This is a genomic window from Rhodococcus indonesiensis, from assembly GCF_047782815.1.
Classification (GTDB): Bacteria; Actinomycetota; Actinomycetes; order Mycobacteriales; family Mycobacteriaceae; genus Rhodococcus; species Rhodococcus indonesiensis.
Genome location: NZ_CP180630.1, coordinates 962,119 through 978,644, shown reverse-complemented (window position 1 = coordinate 978,644; position 16,526 = coordinate 962,119). Strand labels below are relative to the sequence as shown.

Below are 16,526 nucleotides of genomic sequence, written 5' to 3'. Positions count from 1 at the left end.
ACCCGTCGATGGAGTAGATACCCATGCTCGAAGCCTCGCTCGCCGGCCAACTGAAGTCCCTCCTCGAGCGGCTGACCCTGCCGATCGAGCTCGTGTCCTCCCTCGACGACGGACCCAAGTCCGCCGAACTCGCCGCCCTCCTCGACGAGATCGCGGCGATGTCGGACAAGATCACCCACGAGCGCCGCGACGACGACGCCCGGCGCCCCTCCTTCGCCATCCACCGGGTCGGCGCCGACATCGAGGTCCGCTTCGCCGGCATCCCGCTCGGTCACGAGTTCACCTCCCTCGCACTCGCCCTCCTCCAGGTCGGCGGTTACCCGTCGAAGGAGCCGGAGGAACTGCAGCAGCAGGTCCGCGACCTGGACGGCGAACTGCACTTCGAGACCTACTTCTCGCTCTCCTGCCAGAACTGCCCGGACGTCGTGCAGGCCCTGAACCTGATGTGCGTGCTCAATCCGCGCATCAAGCACGTCGCCATCGACGGTGCCCTGTTCCAGGACGAGGTCGACGGGCGCCAGGTGATGGCCGTACCGACGGTGTACCTCAACGGTGAGCTGTTCGACTCGGGCCGCATGAGCCTCGAGCAGATCGTCGGCAAGCTCGACACCGGCGCCGCAGACCGCGCGGCCGCCGCGATCGCCGAGAAGGACCCGTTCGACGTACTCGTCGTCGGCGGCGGACCGGCCGGCGCGGCCGCCTCGATCTACGCCGCCCGCAAGGGAATTCGAACCGGCCTCGCTGCCGAGCGCTTCGGCGGCCAGGTGCTCGACACCATGGCGATCGAGAACTTCGTCTCCGTGCCCTACACCGAGGGTCCCCAGTTCGGCGCCGCGCTCGACAATCACGTCCGTCAGTACGACGTCGACGTCATGAACCTGCAGCGCGCCGCGAAGCTCGTGCCCGCGACCACCGAGGGCGGCCTCGTCGAGGTCGAACTGGACAGCGGCGCCTCCCTGCTCGCCCGTACCGTGATCCTGTCCACCGGCGCGCGGTGGCGCTCGATGAACGTGCCCGGCGAGACCGAGTACCGCAACAAGGGCGTGACCTACTGCCCGCACTGCGACGGACCGCTGTTCAAGGGCAAGCGCGTCGCCGTGATCGGCGGCGGCAACTCCGGCGTCGAGGCCGCGATCGATCTCGCCGGCGTCGTCGCGCACGTCACGCTCATCGAGTTCGACTCCGTGCTGCGCGCCGACGAGGTGCTGCAGCGCAAACTGCGCAGTCTGCCCAACGTCGACATCGTCGTCAGCGCGGCGACCACCGAAGTCCTCGGCGACGGAAACAAGGTCACCGGCCTGACCTACCTGGACCGCACCACCGAGACGTCGCACACGCTCGAGCTCGAGGGCGTCTTCGTCCAGATCGGCCTGCTGCCCAACACCGAGTGGCTCGCCGGCACGGTCGAGTTGTCGCCGCGCGGTGAGATCGTGATCGACGACCGCGGCCAGACCTCGGTGCCGGGTGTGTTCGCGGCCGGCGACTGCACGACGGTGCCGTACAAGCAGATCGTCGTCGCCGCCGGTGCCGGCGCGACGGCGGCGCTCGGCGCGTTCGACCATCTCATCCGTACCAGCGCCCCGGCCGAGGACTCGGTCGCCGCGACCGTCCGGTAGTTCGTCCGTCGTGAATCTGCGTGATCTCGAGTACCTGGCCGCAGTGGCGCACCATCGCCACTTCGGCCGGGCGGCGGAGGCCTGCTTCGTCAGCCAGCCGACGCTGTCGACCCAGATCCGCAAGCTCGAACAGGAACTCGGCGTCGAACTCGTCGAGCGGAGCCCGCGTCAGATCACCCTGACCGGCGCGGGCACGCAGATCGTGGAGCGCGCCCGGATCATTCTGAGCGAGACCGCGAACATCCGCGAGATCGCCCGGCAGTTCTCCGACCCGGAGTCGGGCACGCTCCGCATCGGCCTGTTCCCGACCCTCGCCCCGTACCTGCTCCCGCACGTCGTACCGTCGGTACGGGCGAGGTTCCCCGACCTCGAACTGCTGTTGATCGAGGAGAAGACCGAGGACCTGCTCGAGCGGCTCCGCCGCGGCGACCTCGACGTCTGTGTGCTCGCACTGCCGATCGACGACGACCACCTGCACCAGGAGTACCTGTTCTCCGAGGACTTCGTGCTCGCCGTCCCGGCCTCCCATCCTCTGGCTGCCACCCCCGAACCTGCCCCGCTGTCGGTGATCGCGGACGAGAGCCTGCTGCTGCTCGAGGACGGTCACTGCCTGCGGGACCAGGCCCTCGAGGTGTGCCGGCTGACCGGAGCCGCCGAACGCAACGGCTTCCGGGCGACGAGCCTCGAGACCCTGCGGCAGATGGTGATCGCAGGGGTGGGGGTGACCCTGCTGCCACGCCTGGCCGTCACCACCCCGGTCGCGCAGCCCCCGGAGATCCGGCTGCTGCGGTTCGCCGATCCCGTCCCGCGTCGCCACATCGGCATGTTCTGGCGCAAGACCAGCGGCTTCCGCGACTTCCTGCCTCAGCTGGCCGAGATGTTCCGCCGCCTCCCCGAGGGCCTGGTCGACACGACACCGCCCGCCTGAGCGGCAGTCCGCGGCACCGGCCGTTCCGGACCACGGGCACGTGCTGCAGGATGGGCGGGTGCCCGAACCCATCCGTCTCGTCGCCGACGTCGACACCGGTATCGACGATGCGCTCGCCCTGCTCTACCTGCTGGCGAGTCCGGAAGCGGAGATCGCCGCGGTGCTCTCCACCGCGGGAAACGTGCCCGTCCCGCAGGTGACCGCGAACAATCTCGCGTGGCTGCAGGTGTGCGGCAGGCCGGACATCGAGGTCGCCGTCGGATCGGAGGCGCCGCTCGTCGCGCCGCTGATGACGACCGAGGACACGCACGGCCCGCTCGGCGTCGGCTACGCCGACCTGCCCACCCCCGGTCACGGTCCGTCGGGCCGCAGTGCCGCCGAGGCGTGGGTGGAACTGACCCGTGCGCACCCCGGCGAACTCGTCGGCCTCGTCACCGGTCCGCTCACCAACCTGGCGCTGGCCGTCCGGCTCGATCCGCAACTCCCCCACCGGCTGCGCCGTCTGGTCGTGATGGGCGGGGCGTTCAACTACCCGGGCAACACCACCCCCACCTCGGAATGGAACGTCGCGGTGGATCCGGAGGCCGCGAAGGCGGTGTTCGACGCGTTCTCCGTCGTGACGCCCGACCGCCGGCCGATCGTGTGCTCCCTCGACACCACCGAGTCGATTGCTATGCGGCCCGAACACCTGCGACGTCTCGCCGAGACCGCGGGAAGCGTCCCGGCCGAGATCCTCTCGCCGGACGATCCGCGCGGTCTGCGCTCGCAGGAGTCCAACCCGATCGTGCGGCACCTGTCCGATGCGCTGCGCTTCTACATGGAATTCCACCGCGACCAGGGTCAGGGCTTCCTGGCACACGTCCACGATCCGTTCGCGGCGGCGGTCGCCCTCGGAACGGTGCCCTTCACCACCCGCCCGGCGACGGTCGACGTCGAACTCGACGGCCGGCTCACCCGCGGCACCACCGTCGCCGACTGGTCCGGCATGTGGGGCCGCCCGCCGAACGCCGAGATCGTCGTCGCCACGGACCCGCCGGCCTTCTTCGATCACCTCGTCGAACGGGTCGGTGCGCACGTCGCAGCCCTGTTCCGGCCGGCCTGACACGCGTGCGTGTATGGCCGAATGTCACACCGGTTCGATCAGATCGAACCGGTGTGACATTCGGCCACAAGGGGTTCCGCGAGCGGGACCCGTCAGGCGCGCGCCAGGACCTTCGCTTCCTCCTTCTCGACCACGACGGCAGGCTGCGCGGCGGCCGGGCCGTGGTCGTCGACCATGGTCTCCTCGTCGAACGGGATGCGGCCGGCGAGGACGTCGCGGACGCGACCGCGGTCGACGGTTCCGGTCCACGTTCCCACCAGCAGGGTGGCGACGGCGTTGCCGGAGAAGTTGGTGACTGCGCGCGCCTCGGACATGAACCGGTCGATGCCGACGATGAGGCCGACGCCGTCGAGCAGCTCCGGACGGTGGCTCTGCAGGCCGCCGGCGAGCGTGGCCAGGCCCGCCCCGCTCACCCCGGCCGCGCCCTTCGACGCGACGATCATGAACACCAGCAGGGAGAGCTGCTCGGCCAGCGACAGCGGCGAACCGAGCGCGTCGGCGATGAACAGCGAGGCCATCGTCAGGTAGATGGCGGTGCCGTCCAGGTTGAACGAGTACCCGGTGGGCACGACGACACCGACGGTGGTGCGCTCGACCCCGACATGCTCCATCTTCGCGATGAGCCGCGGCAGCGCGGACTCGGACGAGGACGTCGCGAAGATCAGCAGGTACTCGCGGGCCAGGTACTTGACCAGCTTGAAGATCGACACCCCGGACACCATCCGCAGCAGGGAGCCGAGCACACCGAACACGAACAGCACGCAGGTGAGGTAGAACCCGATCATCAGGGTGCCGAGCTGGACGACCGCGCCGAGACCGGTCTGCCCGACCACGTTGGCGATGGCGCCGAAGGCACCGATCGGAGCGAGCCACAGGATCATCGACAGGATCTTGAACACGAGCTTCTGCACGTAGCCGATACCGCGCAGGACCGGCTCGCCGGTCTTGCCGAGGGACTGCAGCGCGAAGCCGACCAACAGAGCGACGAACAGGGTCTGCAGCACGCTGCCCTCGGTGAGCGCCGACAGCAGCGACGTGGGGATGATCGACGCGATGAAGTCCATGGTCCCGCCCGTGGCGTGGGCCTTGTCGGCCAGCGCGGCGCCGGCGCCGGCGGTCTCCGGGGACAGGTTCAGGCCGCTGCCCGGATCGAGCAGGTTGCCCACCACCAGGCCGATGCCCAGCGCGACGGTGGACATGCCGAGGAAGTACACCATCGCCAGGCCGCCGACCTTGCCGACGCTGGCGGCGGCCCGCACCGAGCCGATGCCGAGGACGATTGTGCAGAAGATGACCGGGCTGATCATCATCTTGATGAGGTCGACGAACATCGTGCCGAGGACACCGAACGACTTGCCGACGTCCGGGGCGAGCCAGCCGACGAGGACGCCGGCCACCACTGCCACGATGACACCGACGTAGAGCCAGTGCGTGCGGTCTCTGCGCTTGGCCGGTGGCGTGGCGCCGGGTGCCCGGGAGTCTGGTGACGTGCTCATGGCGGATCCTCTCGGATGGGCGTTTCGGGGGCTTCGTGATCGCGGTCACGTTCCTGATAGAAATGGTGGTGTCGCAGCCTCACCCGGTGAAGATTGCGTTCATTTCGTTCAGGTGATGTCGCGCTCACGAGGCGGACCCACCGGCATCCGGAAGGAGTACGCCCGTGCCGCCGACCGCGCACCGGCCGTCGATGAGCGTCGCGCGTCAGCTGCTGGTACTGCAGCTGGCCGTGCTCGCCCTGGTCATCGGCGCCGGCACCGTCCTCGTCGGGATCGACGAGCGCCGCGACAGCGACGACGCCACCCGCCGCACCGTCGTCGCAATCGCCGAATCCCTGGCCGGGTCCGACTCGACGGCGGCGGCGTTGCGCACACCGGACCCGACGGCGGTGCTGCAACCGCGCACCGAACGCATCAGGGAGGCGACGGGCACCGATTTCATCGTCGTGATGGCGCCCGACCGGACCCGGTACACCCACACCGACCCTGCGATGATCGGTCTGCCGTTCAGCGGCAACATCGAACCGGCGCTCGCCGGCACCGTCTTCACCGAGACCTATGCCGGCTCGCTGGGCCCGTCCATCCGGGCCGTGGCGCCGATCGTCGACGACGGACAGGTCGTCGGCCTCGTCGCCGTCGGCGTCACCCGCGCGAGGGTCGCCGACCAGTTCGCCCGCGGTCTGCCCGCTCTGCTCGGTCTGTCGGCCGCAGCTCTGGCCGTCGCGACCGGCGGCGCCGTGCTCGTCAGCCGGCGCCTGCGCCGCCAGACCCTCGGACTCGCGCCGGACGAGTTGCGCCGGCTCTACGAGCACCACGACGCGGTCCTCCACGCGATCGGGGAGGGCCTGATCGTGATCGGCACCGACGAGCCCGCACGCGTGGAGGTCGTCAACGACGAGGCGCGGCGCCTGCTCGGTCTCGGCGACGGCCCGGTCACGACGGACGATCTGCCCGAGGCGCTGCGCGTGACCGGCCCGGACGCGGACGCCCGCGGCGACGTACTCCTCACCGAGGACCGCGTCCTGGTCGTCGACCGGAGCCCGGTGCAGTGGGAGGGCCGGCGGATCGCCACGGTGACGACGTTGCGGGATCGCACCGAACTACGTACGGTGCTGGGCGAACTGGACTCGGTTCGCGGTTTCGCCGACGCGCTGCGCGCGCAGGCGCACGAGTCGGCGAACCGGCTGCACACCATCGTCACGATGGTCGAACTGGGACGTCCCGAGGAGGCGGTCGCGTTCGCGACGGAGGAACTGCGCCTGTCGCAGCAGCTCATCGACCGGCTCACCGCGTCGGTGCAGGAACCGGCACTCGTCGCCCTGCTGCTGGGGAAGATCAACGACGCCGCCGAACGCGGCGTCGAATTGACCGTCACCGACGACACCGCACTGGGCTCGACCCCCCTCGGCACCCGCGATCTGGTGACACTCGTCGGCAACCTGGTGGACAACGCCATCGACGCCGCCCGGGCCGTCGACGAACCGTGGGTGGAAGTGACGATACGACAGGATGATTCGAACATGATCGTCGAAGTTGCGGACAGCGGACCGGGCATGTCGCCGGAGGTCCTCGCCCGCGCGATGACGCGGGGCTACTCCACGAAGGCAGACCACCACGGACTGGGACTGGCACTGGTCGCGCAGGTGGTGGCGCGCCACGGCGGCACCCTGCGGACCGAGCCGTCGCTGGGCTCGATGGTCGTCGCCGAGATCCCCTTGCAAACCGAGCACGCAGGCAGCGCACAGTGATTCGCGTCCTCGTCGTGGAGGACGAGTCCCGCATCGCCGACGCCCACCGCGCGTACGTCGATCGTCTGCCGCAGTTCACGGTGGTCGCCGTCGCCGACACCGGCCGGAACGCGCTGCGTGCCGTCGCCGAGGCCGCGAAGGCAGGAGAGCCCGTGGATCTGGTGCTGCTGGACATCGGACTGCCCGACATGAGCGGCCTCGACGTCGCCGCGGCGTTGAGCGGGACCCGGCCGAGCCCGGACATCATCGCTGTGACCTCCGCGCGCGACCTCGAGGTCGTCCGCACCGCCGTCGCCCGGGGTATCGTGCTCTACCTGCTCAAGCCGTTCACCTTCGCTGCCCTGAGCGACAAACTCGACCACTACCTGGCCTACCGCAAGGCGCTGGGCGCGTCCGGCGCGGCCGCCGGCCAGCACGACATCGACCGGGCGATGGCGGCGCTGCGGACCTCCGATCCGCGCGCCTCGTCCCCGAAGGGCGTCGCGCCGCACACCCTCGATGCGGTCGCCCGGTGCCTGAGGGAAGCGCCGGGGCCGCTCACGGCCGCGGAGGTGGGCAGCGCGGTGGGCGTGTCGCGGGTGACGGCGTGGCGGTACCTCGAACGCCTGGCCGACGACGGCGTCGCCGCCCGGCACACCGAGTACGGCCGCGCCGGCCGGCCGCAGATCCGCTACGCCCCGCGCTGAGCGGGCGGCCTGTGGGACCGAATGTCACATCGCGTCGATGTCATCGACGCGATGTGACATTCGGCCACCAGGCAGTCGGCCACAACACCTTTCAGGGACGGTATGCGCCCGACGTCTCGAGGACCCACGCGAACTCGAAGGCCACCTCGCGCCACTTCTCGTAGCGACCGGACACGCCGCCGTGACCGGCGCTCATCTCCGTCTTGAGCAGCAGCGGCGAGTCGCCGGTCTTCGTGGCGCGCAGCTTGGCCACCCACTTGGCCGGTTCGACGTAGAGCACCCGGGTGTCGTTGAGGCTGGTGATCGCGAGGATCGCCGGGTAGTCCTTCGCCTCGACGTTCTCGTACGGGCTGTACGAGCGCATGTACTCGTACACCTCGGGGTTGTCGAGGGGGTTGCCCCACTCGTCCCACTCGATCACCGTCAGCGGCAGCGACGGGTCCAGGATCGACGTGAGCGGGTCGACGAACGGCACGTTCGCGAGGATTCCGGCGAACAACTCCGGTGCGAGATTCGCCACTGCACCCATGAGCAGTCCGCCCGCGCTGCCGCCGTCGGCGACGAGGCGGTCCGGCCGGGTCACACCGGTGTCGATCAGGTGCCGGGCGCAGGCGACGAAGTCGGTGAAGGTGTTCTTCTTCGCCAGCGTCTTGCCGTTTTCGTACCAGTGCCGGCCCATCTCGCCACCGCCCCGCACATGGGCCACCGCGAAGACCATGCCCCGCTCGAGGAGCGACAGCCGCGCCACCGAGAAGCCGGGGTCGATGCTGGCCTCGTACGACCCGTACCCGTAGAGCAGCGCCGGCGCGTTCGCGGGCGTACCCTTGCGGGCCACGATCGACAGCGGGATGCGCGTGCCGTCCTCGGCCACCGCCCAGTCCCGGCGCTGCTCGTAGTCCGACGGATCGAAGTCACCGAGCACCGGCTGGGCCTTGCGCAGCAACAGCTCTCCGGAGTCGACGACGTAGTCGTAGACGCGGCTGGGCGTGATGAACGACGTGAACCCGAGCCGCAGCATCGGCTGGTGCCATTCCGGGTTCGCGCCCGGACCCACCGCGAACAGTTCCTCGTCGAACTCGAGTTCGGTCAGCTCGCCGTAGCCGTCGGCGGTCAGCGGCCACACCGCGAGCCGGGTCAGCGCTTCCCGCCGGTAGCCGAGCACGAGGTGCCCGGCGAACGCATCGACGTCCTCGAGGCGCACGTCGTGTCGGTGCCCGATGAGGGTGCGCAGGGCAGACGGATCGTCCACGGGCGCCTCGGCGAGAACGAAGTTCTCCGCCTTCTCGCGCGTGACCGCACCCGTCGCGTCGTCCACCATCTCGACGACGTCGTTGTGCATGACCAGGAACCGGTCCTCGCCGCCGACGACGGCATGCTCGGCGCCGTACTCGACACCCTCGCGCCGCGGCAGCAGCACGCGGAATTCGCCGGTGGGATCCGCGGATTCGAGCACCCAGCCCTCGGTGGTGATCTTCGATCCCACCCAGATCATCAGGTACTTCTCGCTGCGGGTGGTGCCCACCGACACCCAGAACCGTTCGTCGGACTCGTGGAAGACCTCGACGTCCTCGGTGTGCGACGTTCCCAGACGGTGCCGCCACACGGTGTCCGGCCGCCAGGACTCGTCCACGGTGAGGTAGAAGATGTGGCTGTTGTCGATCGCCCACGTCGCGCCGGGTGCGGTCCCGGGGACCTCGTCGGCGAGCAGCTCACCGGTGCCGAGGTTCTTGAATCGCAGCGTGTAGCGCTCGTCGCCGACGACGTCGACCGAGTAGGCGAGCAGCGTCCCGTCGTGGCTGATCGAGAACGCACCGAGGGAGAAGAACTCGTGCCCGGCGGCCTCGACGTTGCCGTCGAGCAGCACCTGCTCGCCCGGCAGTTCCACACCCGGTGCCAGCTCCGGCGGGTTCCAGTCGTCGGGGTCGGAGACCGGGCAGCGGCACTGGATGCTGTACTGCTTGCCCTCGACGGTCCGGGCGTAGTACCACCAGTCCCCCATGCGGGTGGGTACCGACATGTCGGTTTCCTGCGTGCGGGACTTGATCTCCTCGAAGATCTTCTCCCGCAGGGGTGCCAGGTGCGCGGTCTGCTTCTCGGTCCACGCGTTCTCGGCCTCGAGGTGCGCGACTACCTCGGGGTTCTCCTTGTCGCGGAGCCACTCGTACTCGTCGACGAACGTGTGTCCGTGATGAACCCGCTCGGACGGGACCCGCTTGGCGATCGGCGCGGTCATGCGCTCGGCCCCAGCCAGTCGGAGAACGACAGACCCGAGATCCGTTCGTAGGCTTCGATGTACCGCTCACGGGTGGCATCGACGATGTGCTGCGGCAGTGGCGGCGGCGGGGTGTCGGAGGCACGGTCCCAACCGGACTCGGGGCTCGTCAGCCAGTTGCGGACGAACTGCTTGTCGAAGCTGGGCTGCACCTTGCCGGGCTCGTAGCCCTCGGCGGGCCAGTACCGCGACGAATCCGGGGTGAGCACCTCGTCGGCGAGGACGAGGTTGCCACCGTCGTCGAGACCGAACTCGAACTTCGTGTCGGCCAGCAGGATGCCCTTGTCCGCCGCGTACATCGCGGCGCGGCCGTAGATGTCGAGGGTGTCCTCGCGCAGCTTCACGGCGAGATCCTGGCCGACCTTGTCGACGACCTCGTCGAAGGTGATGTTCTCGTCGTGGTCGCCGATCTCGGCCTTGCTCGCCGGAGTGAAGATCGGATCCGGCAGGCGGCTGGCCTCCACGAGGCCGTCTGGCAGCGGGACGCCGCACACCGCGCCGGTCTGCCGGTAGTCGATCAGGCCCGATCCGGTGAGGTAACCGCGGGCGACGCACTCGATCGGCACCATCTTCAGCCGTTTGACGACGAGGGCGCGACCGAGGACCTCGGCGGGGATGCGTTCGTCGTCGGGCTCAGCGGCGAGGTGATGGTTCACCTCGAGCAGGTTGAAGAAGAACACGCTCATCGCGGTGAGCACCCGGCCCTTGTCGGGAATCGGGGTGTCGAGCACGTGATCGTATGCCGAGATCCGGTCGCTGGCCACGAGGAGCAGGTGCTCGTCGTCTATGACATACAGGTCCCGGACCTTGCCGCCGGCGAGGTGGGGGTAGGACTCGAGTGATGGACGCACGGTGCCACCCTAGTGCGCCGCCCGGACCTGCACGGCACCCCCGCCCGATCCCGGGATCGTTCACTATGACAATGATCGTGACCGGAACCCCACCCCGAACAGGAGCGTGATGTCGGCGGCACCCCGGATCGACGTGGGTCTGCGCTCGGAACGCGGACCGATTCTCGCGGCCTTGATGCTCGCCACCGCGCTCGTCGCACTCGAGAGCACCGTCCTGGCCACCGCCGTCCCGACCATCGTCGCTGACCTCGGCGGCTTCACGCAGTTCCCGTGGCTGTTCTCGAGTTATCTGCTCACCCAGGCCGTGCTCGTGCCGGTGTACGGCAAGCTGTCGGACGTGTACGGGCGCAGACCCGTGCTGGTGTTCGGCATCGCGCTGTTCGCCCTGGGCTCGGCGCTGTGTGCGCTGGCATGGAGCATGCCGGCACTGATCGCGTTCCGCGCGGTGCAGGGGCTGGGTGCGGGGGCCGTGCTGCCGATGGCGCAGACCATCGCCGGCGACATCTACACCGTGGCCGAGCGTGCGAAGGCCCAGGGCTACCTCGCGAGCGTGTGGGGCATGTCGGCGATCGTCGGCCCCGCCGTGGGCGGGGTCTTCTCCGACTACGTGTCGTGGCGGTGGATCTTCTGGATCAACCTGCCGCTGTGTGCGCTGGCCGTGGCGGTGCTGCTGAAGGCGTTCACCGAATCACGGCCGTCCGGGCCACGGCGGCCGGTGGACCGGGCCGGTGCCGCGACGCTCGCCGCAGGCTCGGGACTGCTGATCCTGGGCCTGCTCGAGGGTGGACAGGCCTGGGCGTGGGTGTCGGCGCCGAGCGCCGGGGTGTTCGCGGCCGGTGCGACGCTGTTGCTGCTGTTCGTGTGGGTGGAGCGGCGCGCGGCGGAGCCGATCCTGCCGCCGTGGGTGTTCGCCCGCCGGGTGGTGCTGACCAGCAGCGCGGTCGCGGCCCTCGTCGGCGCCGTGGTGCTGGGCCTGACCTCCTACGTGCCCGCGTTCGTGCAGGGGTCGCTGGGCACCACGGCCCTCGTGGCGGGATTCACCCTGTCGACGATGACGATCGGGTGGCCACTCGCGGCGGCGCGCTCCGGCTGGTTCTACCTGCGGATCGGATTCCGCAACACCGCGATGATCGGGTCCGTCCCGGTGCTGGCCGGCACCGGTCTGCTGACGTTGCTCGACGAGCGGTCCCCGGTGTGGCAGGTCGCGGGGTGTTGCGTACTCGTCGGCCTCGGAATGGGCCTGATCGCGAGCCCGGCGCTGATCTCGGCGCAGTCGAGCGTGACGTGGGCCGAGCGTGGTGTGGTGACCGGGGCGTACTCGTTCGCCCGATCGATCGGCAGCGCCGTCGGGGTCGCGGTGTTCGGGGCACTGGCGAATTCGGCGCTGGCCGCACATGGTGCGGCCGGATCGGGACCTCTCGGGCCGGAACGGCTCGCCGACGCGGTGGCGCCGGTGTTCGTCGCCCTTCTCGTGGCCGCGGTGGCCCTGGCCATGACAGCTGCCACGATGCCGAACCGGCCTGCGGAACCACCCGACCCCACTTAGGTTGGAAAGGCTCACCTAAGGTGTGAGGCATGTCGAACGAAGACGGGCTGCTGCCCAGCGTCATCGAAGTCGCGAAGGTCGAGGACATCACCCCCCGCATGCGCCGCGTCACGTTCGCCGGCCGCGGCGTCGAGGTCTACGCGAGCGACCCGACCCGGGTGCCCAACATCAAGCTGATCTTCCCGCGGGAGAACGGAGACCTCGACCTGCCGGTCAACACCGGCGGCCGGCGCCTCGAGTGGCCCGACCCCACACTCAAGGCGCAGGTCCGCACCTACACCGTGCGGCGACTCGACCCCGCGGCCGCCGAGATGGACATCGACTTCGTCCGGCACGGCGACGAGGGCCTGGCCGGTGCCTGGGTGGAGCGGGCCCGTCCCGGCGATCGCATCGCGGCGGCCGGCGGCGGCGGAATCGTCGCACCCCCGGCCGACTGGTACCTGATCGTCGGCGACGAGACGGCGCTGCCCGCGATCGGCCGCATGCTCGAACGCCTCCCCGAGGGCGCGCGGGGCACCGCCGTCGTCGAGGTCGCCGACGAGGGCGAGCACCAGGACCTGCGCTCCCCCGCCGACATCGAGATCCGCTGGGTGCACCGCGACGGCGCCGCCGCGGGCACCACCACGCACCTGGCCGACGCGGCGACCGCCGTGCCGATCCCCGCCGGCGAACTGAAGCGATTCGCGTGGGTATCGGCCGAATCGAAGACCGTGCTGCGGATGCGCAGCTACCTGCGCGACGAGGCCGGTCTCGACCGCAGGTCCACCCTCGTCATCGGCTACTGGCGCCGCGGCATGACCGAGACCGGGTACGGCCGTACCACCGACCACGACCGGGACTTCACCGAGCACGACGTCTGAGGCGGGCGGTCAGGGCGACGCGTCGGGCCCGTGCACCTGGTCGTGCAGGGCCTCCATCCGGACGTCGAGGTCGCGGGCGGTCGCGGCCGCCGCCCGCAGCTCGTCGAGCAGTCCGGCGGGCACCGCCTTGTCGTACTTGTAGAAGATCTTGTGTTCGAGGCTGGCCCAGAAGTCCATCGCGACGGTGCGGATCTGCAGTTCGACGAACACCGGCTGCACGCGGTCGGACATGAAGACGGGGACCTCGACGATCGCGTGCAGGCTCCGGTATCCGTTGGGCTTCGGGCGCGCGATGTAGTCCTTGACCTGGACGACCCGGATATCATGCTGCCCGGTGATCAGGTCGAAGATCCGGTAGACGTCGGAGACGAAGCTGCAGGTGATGCGGATGCCGGCGATGTCGTAGATGTTTTCGCGGATCGCGTCGAGGGTGAGCGGCAGGTTCTTGCGGACGGCCTTCTCGACGACCGATTCGGGAGTCTTCAGCCGCGACTTGACGTGCTCGATCGGGTTGTGGTCGTGGGTGAAGCCGAACTCCTCCCGCAGGATGTTGATCTTGGTCATCATCTCGTCGATCCCGAACTTGTAGACCATCAGGACACGGCGGAACTCCCGTTGGAGCGCGATCTGCGGTGGGTCCAACTGGAGCTGCGCCGACTCGAGTCCTGGTTGCCTCAGCTGCACGTCGTGAGCACCGTCCACCGTTTCCGTCACCGTCTGTCTCCTCGTCGCCTTCCCGATCGAGTCTGCCAGGTCGGCCGGGGACGCGGCCCGGCGACGACTCGCAGCCACGACGACGAGCGTGGGTACGGGGCGCAGCGACCGCGCCGGAGCGGCATGGTCGCTGCCCCGGCGCACCCCCTGACCGTCCGTCCCGAGGGATCGGATCCGGCCCCACTCAACACGTCGTATCTCCCTCCGGCACAGCAAGATCGATGAGGTAGCGCGCGACGGGAAGGTCGATGCACCACTGGCCGCTCAGCACCACCCCGTGCTGGGTCCCGCGGTACGTGACGAGCACCGCATCCAGTTGCTTCGCCAGGTCCACACCCGCCTGGTACGGCGTGGCCGGATCCTCGGTGGTGGAGACGACGACGATCGGGGGCAGGCCGTCGGCGTCCACGGCGTGCCGATCCCCCGACGGCGGCACGGGCCAGAAGGCGCACGCACCGAGCGGCGCGTTGCCGGTGCCGCGGCCGTCGTCGAGGAACGGTGCCGCTTCGCGGGACCGGGTGTCGAGTTCGCCGGCGACCGCCGGGTCGGTCACGGCGGCGTCGTCGACGCACCGCACCGCTGCCATCGCCTCGCTGGAGTTCGAGTACGAACCGTCGGCGAACCGGCCCTCGTACATGTCGGCCAGCAGCAGCAGCGTGTCGCCCCGGCCCTGCTCCAGTTCGGTGAGTCCGGTCCGCAGGTACTCCCAGCCCTGCGGCGAGTACAGGGTGGCGATGACACCGGTGATCGCGTTCGGATAGCTCAGTCCCCGCGGATCGTCCGTGGCCGCGGGACGGTCGATCAGGGGATCGACCAGCGAGCGGAACCGCTCGACCGCGGCCGCGGGATCGGCACCGAGGGGGCAGTCCTCGCCGGTCGCGCAGTTCTCGGCGAACGCGTCGAATGCCTGCTGGAAGCCGGCGGCCTGCCGCACCGCCTCCTCGACGGGGTCCTGCTGTGGATCGAGCGCCCCGTCGAGCACCATCGCGCGCACGTTACCGGGGAACGCCTCCGCATAGGCCGAGCCGAGCCGGGTCCCGTACGAGTACCCGAGGTAGTTCAAACCGGCGTCGCCGAGCGCGGCCCGGATGACGTCCATGTCCCGCACCACGTCGCGGGTGCCCACGTGTGCCAGCACGTCGGCGCCGGTGCGTTCGGCGCAACGTGCCGCGTACTCCCGGCTCTTCTGTTCGGCCCGGGCAATGCCCTCGGCGGTCATGTCCACCACGGGATCCTGCCGCCACGCGTCGGTCTCCCCGGGTGTCAGGCAGTCGATCTGCGGTGTCGACGCCCCGATTCCGCGCGGATCGAATCCGACGACGTCGAACCGCTCGGCGAGTTCGGTGCCGTCGGCGACGACGGCCGTCCCGAGCCCGGAGGCCCCCGGCCCACCCGGGTTGACGAGCAGCGATCCGATCTTCTCCCCCGTCGCCCGTGAGCGGGACAGGGCGATCTGCGCCGTGTCGCCCTCGGGGTTGTCGTAGTCGATGGGCACGGTGACCCGCGCGCACTCGAGCCCGGCTCCGACCAGGTCCGATCCGTCGGTGCTGTATCCGTCGCACGATTCCCACCGGACCTGCTGGGTGTAGAACGGTTCGAGGCCGGGCGGGATCTCACCGGTCGTCGAAGCGAAGCCGGTCGCGACGACCGGAGACGAGAACCCGCCCACCGTCAGGGCCGTCGCCGCTCCCGTTGCGGTCACCCACTGCAGGACTCGTCGCCGGATCCCGCGTTCACCGTTCGACGCCATGAATCGACCTGCCCTCCAGTGGTACTCGACCGGAGGAAGCAGATTCCTCCGCGGACCACTACAGGGTCGGCGTCGGCGGCGATCGGTACCACCACCCCGAGGGTGCCGATGGGCACCCCCTCGACGGCACCGCGCGGCCCACTCGTGCGGTCAGTCGGGCCGCTCGGCGATGCGCTTGATCGCCTCGAGGCGACGGTCCCACTGCCGTCCGATCGAGTCCAGTTCGCCGGCCAGTTCGCCGAGCCGGGCTCCGACCGCCCGGTAGCGGATCTCCCGCCCGATCCGGAACGACTCCACAAGCCCGGCATCGGCCAGCACGGTCAGGTGCTTCGCGATCGCCTGACGGCTGACCGGCAGCCGCTCCGCGAGCGCACTCGCGGACAGGTCCTCGGCGCCGATCGCGGTGAGGATGTTCCAGCGGGTTTCGTCGGCCAGTACCGCGAGCACCGCCGGAACTCCCTTCGCCACGTCGTTCACCGGGATTCCAGGAACTCCACCAAGTCGCCGAGTTCGGCGCGCCAGCCGTCGACGTTGCCGTCGTGGGCCGACTGCGGATCGACGAGTTCCTCGAAGCCGGTCTCCACCAGGGTCAGCCGGGTGCCGCCCTCGATCTCCGCGAGGTCGAACCGCACCACCGTGGAGTTGCCCGGCACCGGGTCCACGTTCGCGTCGCGCGCCCAGCGGTAGACGAGCGTCTTCGGCTCGTCCACGTGCTCGATCAGTACTCGGAAGGGACCGTGGTCATGCCCCGTCCAGCCGAACGCGCCCGTGCCGCCGGGTGTTGCGTCGAATTCGATTCTGTCGCCGAACCATTGCGCGATGAGCTCGGGTTCGGTCAGTGCGGCCCACACCTTGGTGGCCGGGGCCGCGATGTCGATGGTGCGGGTGATGTCGAGCGGGGCCATGATCGCCTCCAGTCCGGGGATAGGATTTGTGCAACTCCAGAGTTGCACCTTT

The 16,526-nt window shown here is 69.8% G+C and carries 14 protein-coding genes; 7 read left to right on the top strand and 7 right to left on the bottom strand.

Annotated elements, in window-relative coordinates; genetic code table 11:
• Positions 1-23: 23 nt before the first annotated feature.
• Genes ahpF through ACM26Y_RS04555 form a run of 3 tightly spaced genes read left to right on the top strand, consistent with a single transcriptional unit; the run spans position 24 to position 3,646 of the window.
• The gene (gene ahpF, locus ACM26Y_RS04565; RefSeq protein WP_416062763.1) at positions 24-1,616 is read left to right on the top strand and encodes an alkyl hydroperoxide reductase subunit F; all 1,593 of its coding nucleotides are present in this window, start codon (positions 24-26) and stop codon (positions 1,614-1,616) included.
• A gap of 10 nt (positions 1,617-1,626) precedes the next feature.
• Positions 1,627-2,544, top strand: coding sequence for a LysR substrate-binding domain-containing protein (locus ACM26Y_RS04560; RefSeq protein ID WP_003936731.1), 918 nt, complete (start codon positions 1,627-1,629; stop codon positions 2,542-2,544).
• A 58-nt stretch (positions 2,545-2,602) separates the two neighbouring features.
• Positions 2,603-3,646: a nucleoside hydrolase gene (locus tag ACM26Y_RS04555; protein ID WP_416062762.1), complete on the top strand. Its 1,044-nt coding sequence runs from the start codon at positions 2,603-2,605 to the stop codon at positions 3,644-3,646.
• Positions 3,647-3,738: 92 nt separating this feature from the next.
• Here the strand turns inward: ACM26Y_RS04555 and ACM26Y_RS04550 are convergent, their stop codons facing one another.
• Entirely contained in the window at positions 3,739-5,142 is a 1,404-nt protein-coding gene (locus tag ACM26Y_RS04550) for a cation:dicarboxylate symporter family transporter (protein ID WP_416062761.1), read from the bottom strand.
• A gap of 191 nt (positions 5,143-5,333) precedes the next feature.
• Between ACM26Y_RS04550 and ACM26Y_RS04545 the strand changes: the two genes are divergently transcribed.
• Both ACM26Y_RS04545 and ACM26Y_RS04540 read left to right on the top strand, forming a co-directional pair.
• Positions 5,334-6,890, top strand: a complete 1,557-nt coding sequence (locus ACM26Y_RS04545; RefSeq protein ID WP_416063613.1) for an ATP-binding protein — start codon at positions 5,334-5,336, stop codon at positions 6,888-6,890.
• A complete protein-coding gene (locus ACM26Y_RS04540) occupies positions 6,887-7,576 on the top strand; it encodes a response regulator (RefSeq protein ID WP_416062760.1) in 690 nt (229 codons plus the stop codon). The genes ACM26Y_RS04545 and ACM26Y_RS04540 overlap by 4 nt, the downstream gene beginning before the upstream one ends.
• A gap of 91 nt (positions 7,577-7,667) precedes the next feature.
• Here ACM26Y_RS04540 and ACM26Y_RS04535 read toward each other — a convergent pair whose 3' ends face one another.
• Both ACM26Y_RS04535 and ACM26Y_RS04530 read right to left on the bottom strand, forming a co-directional pair.
• On the bottom strand, positions 7,668-9,809 hold the full coding sequence (locus ACM26Y_RS04535; protein ID WP_416062759.1) for a S9 family peptidase: 2,142 nt from the start codon (positions 9,807-9,809) through the stop codon (positions 7,668-7,670).
• On the bottom strand, positions 9,806-10,699 hold the full coding sequence (locus ACM26Y_RS04530; protein ID WP_003936737.1) for a phosphoribosylaminoimidazolesuccinocarboxamide synthase: 894 nt from the start codon (positions 10,697-10,699) through the stop codon (positions 9,806-9,808). The genes ACM26Y_RS04535 and ACM26Y_RS04530 overlap by 4 nt, the downstream gene beginning before the upstream one ends.
• Before the next feature lie 109 nt (positions 10,700-10,808).
• Between ACM26Y_RS04530 and ACM26Y_RS04525 the strand changes: the two genes are divergently transcribed.
• Positions 10,809-12,245, top strand: a complete 1,437-nt coding sequence (locus tag ACM26Y_RS04525; RefSeq protein WP_416062758.1) for an MDR family MFS transporter — start codon at positions 10,809-10,811, stop codon at positions 12,243-12,245.
• A gap of 29 nt (positions 12,246-12,274) precedes the next feature.
• On the top strand, positions 12,275-13,105 hold the full coding sequence (locus tag ACM26Y_RS04520) for a siderophore-interacting protein (RefSeq protein WP_416062757.1): 831 nt from the start codon (positions 12,275-12,277) through the stop codon (positions 13,103-13,105).
• 9 nt (positions 13,106-13,114) lie between these two features.
• Here the strand turns inward: ACM26Y_RS04520 and ACM26Y_RS04515 are convergent, their stop codons facing one another.
• The 4 genes from ACM26Y_RS04515 to ACM26Y_RS04500 form a co-directional block, all read right to left on the bottom strand.
• Complete coding sequence (locus tag ACM26Y_RS04515; RefSeq protein ID WP_003936740.1) at positions 13,115-13,819, bottom strand: GTP pyrophosphokinase family protein; 705 nt, start codon at positions 13,817-13,819, stop codon at positions 13,115-13,117.
• 184 nt (positions 13,820-14,003) lie between these two features.
• On the bottom strand, positions 14,004-15,569 hold the full coding sequence (locus tag ACM26Y_RS04510) for an alpha/beta hydrolase (RefSeq protein WP_416062756.1): 1,566 nt from the start codon (positions 15,567-15,569) through the stop codon (positions 14,004-14,006).
• A gap of 150 nt (positions 15,570-15,719) precedes the next feature.
• A complete protein-coding gene (locus tag ACM26Y_RS04505) occupies positions 15,720-16,046 on the bottom strand; it encodes an ArsR/SmtB family transcription factor (protein ID WP_003936742.1) in 327 nt (108 codons plus the stop codon).
• Positions 16,043-16,474 carry an SRPBCC family protein gene (locus ACM26Y_RS04500; protein WP_119699405.1) on the bottom strand — a complete coding sequence of 144 codons (432 nt, stop codon included), beginning with the start codon at positions 16,472-16,474 and terminating at the stop codon, positions 16,043-16,045. The genes ACM26Y_RS04505 and ACM26Y_RS04500 overlap by 4 nt, the downstream gene beginning before the upstream one ends.
• Positions 16,475-16,526 lie beyond the last annotated feature (52 nt).

Coding starts and splice junctions, on each gene's coding strand:
- ACM26Y_RS04500 (WP_119699405.1), bottom strand. CDS start 16,474: ATGGCCCCGCTCGACATCACCCGCACCATCGACATCGCGGCCCCGGCC.
- ACM26Y_RS04545 (WP_416063613.1), top strand. CDS start 5,334: ATGAGCGTCGCGCGTCAGCTGCTGGTACTGCAGCTGGCCGTGCTCGCC.
- ACM26Y_RS04520 (WP_416062757.1), top strand. CDS start 12,275: ATGTCGAACGAAGACGGGCTGCTGCCCAGCGTCATCGAAGTCGCGAAG.
- ahpF (WP_416062763.1), top strand. CDS start 24: ATGCTCGAAGCCTCGCTCGCCGGCCAACTGAAGTCCCTCCTCGAGCGG.
- ACM26Y_RS04510 (WP_416062756.1), bottom strand. CDS start 15,569: ATGGCGTCGAACGGTGAACGCGGGATCCGGCGACGAGTCCTGCAGTGG.
- ACM26Y_RS04550 (WP_416062761.1), bottom strand. CDS start 5,142: ATGAGCACGTCACCAGACTCCCGGGCACCCGGCGCCACGCCACCGGCC.
- ACM26Y_RS04535 (WP_416062759.1), bottom strand. CDS start 9,809: ATGACCGCGCCGATCGCCAAGCGGGTCCCGTCCGAGCGGGTTCATCAC.
- ACM26Y_RS04525 (WP_416062758.1), top strand. CDS start 10,809: ATGTCGGCGGCACCCCGGATCGACGTGGGTCTGCGCTCGGAACGCGGA.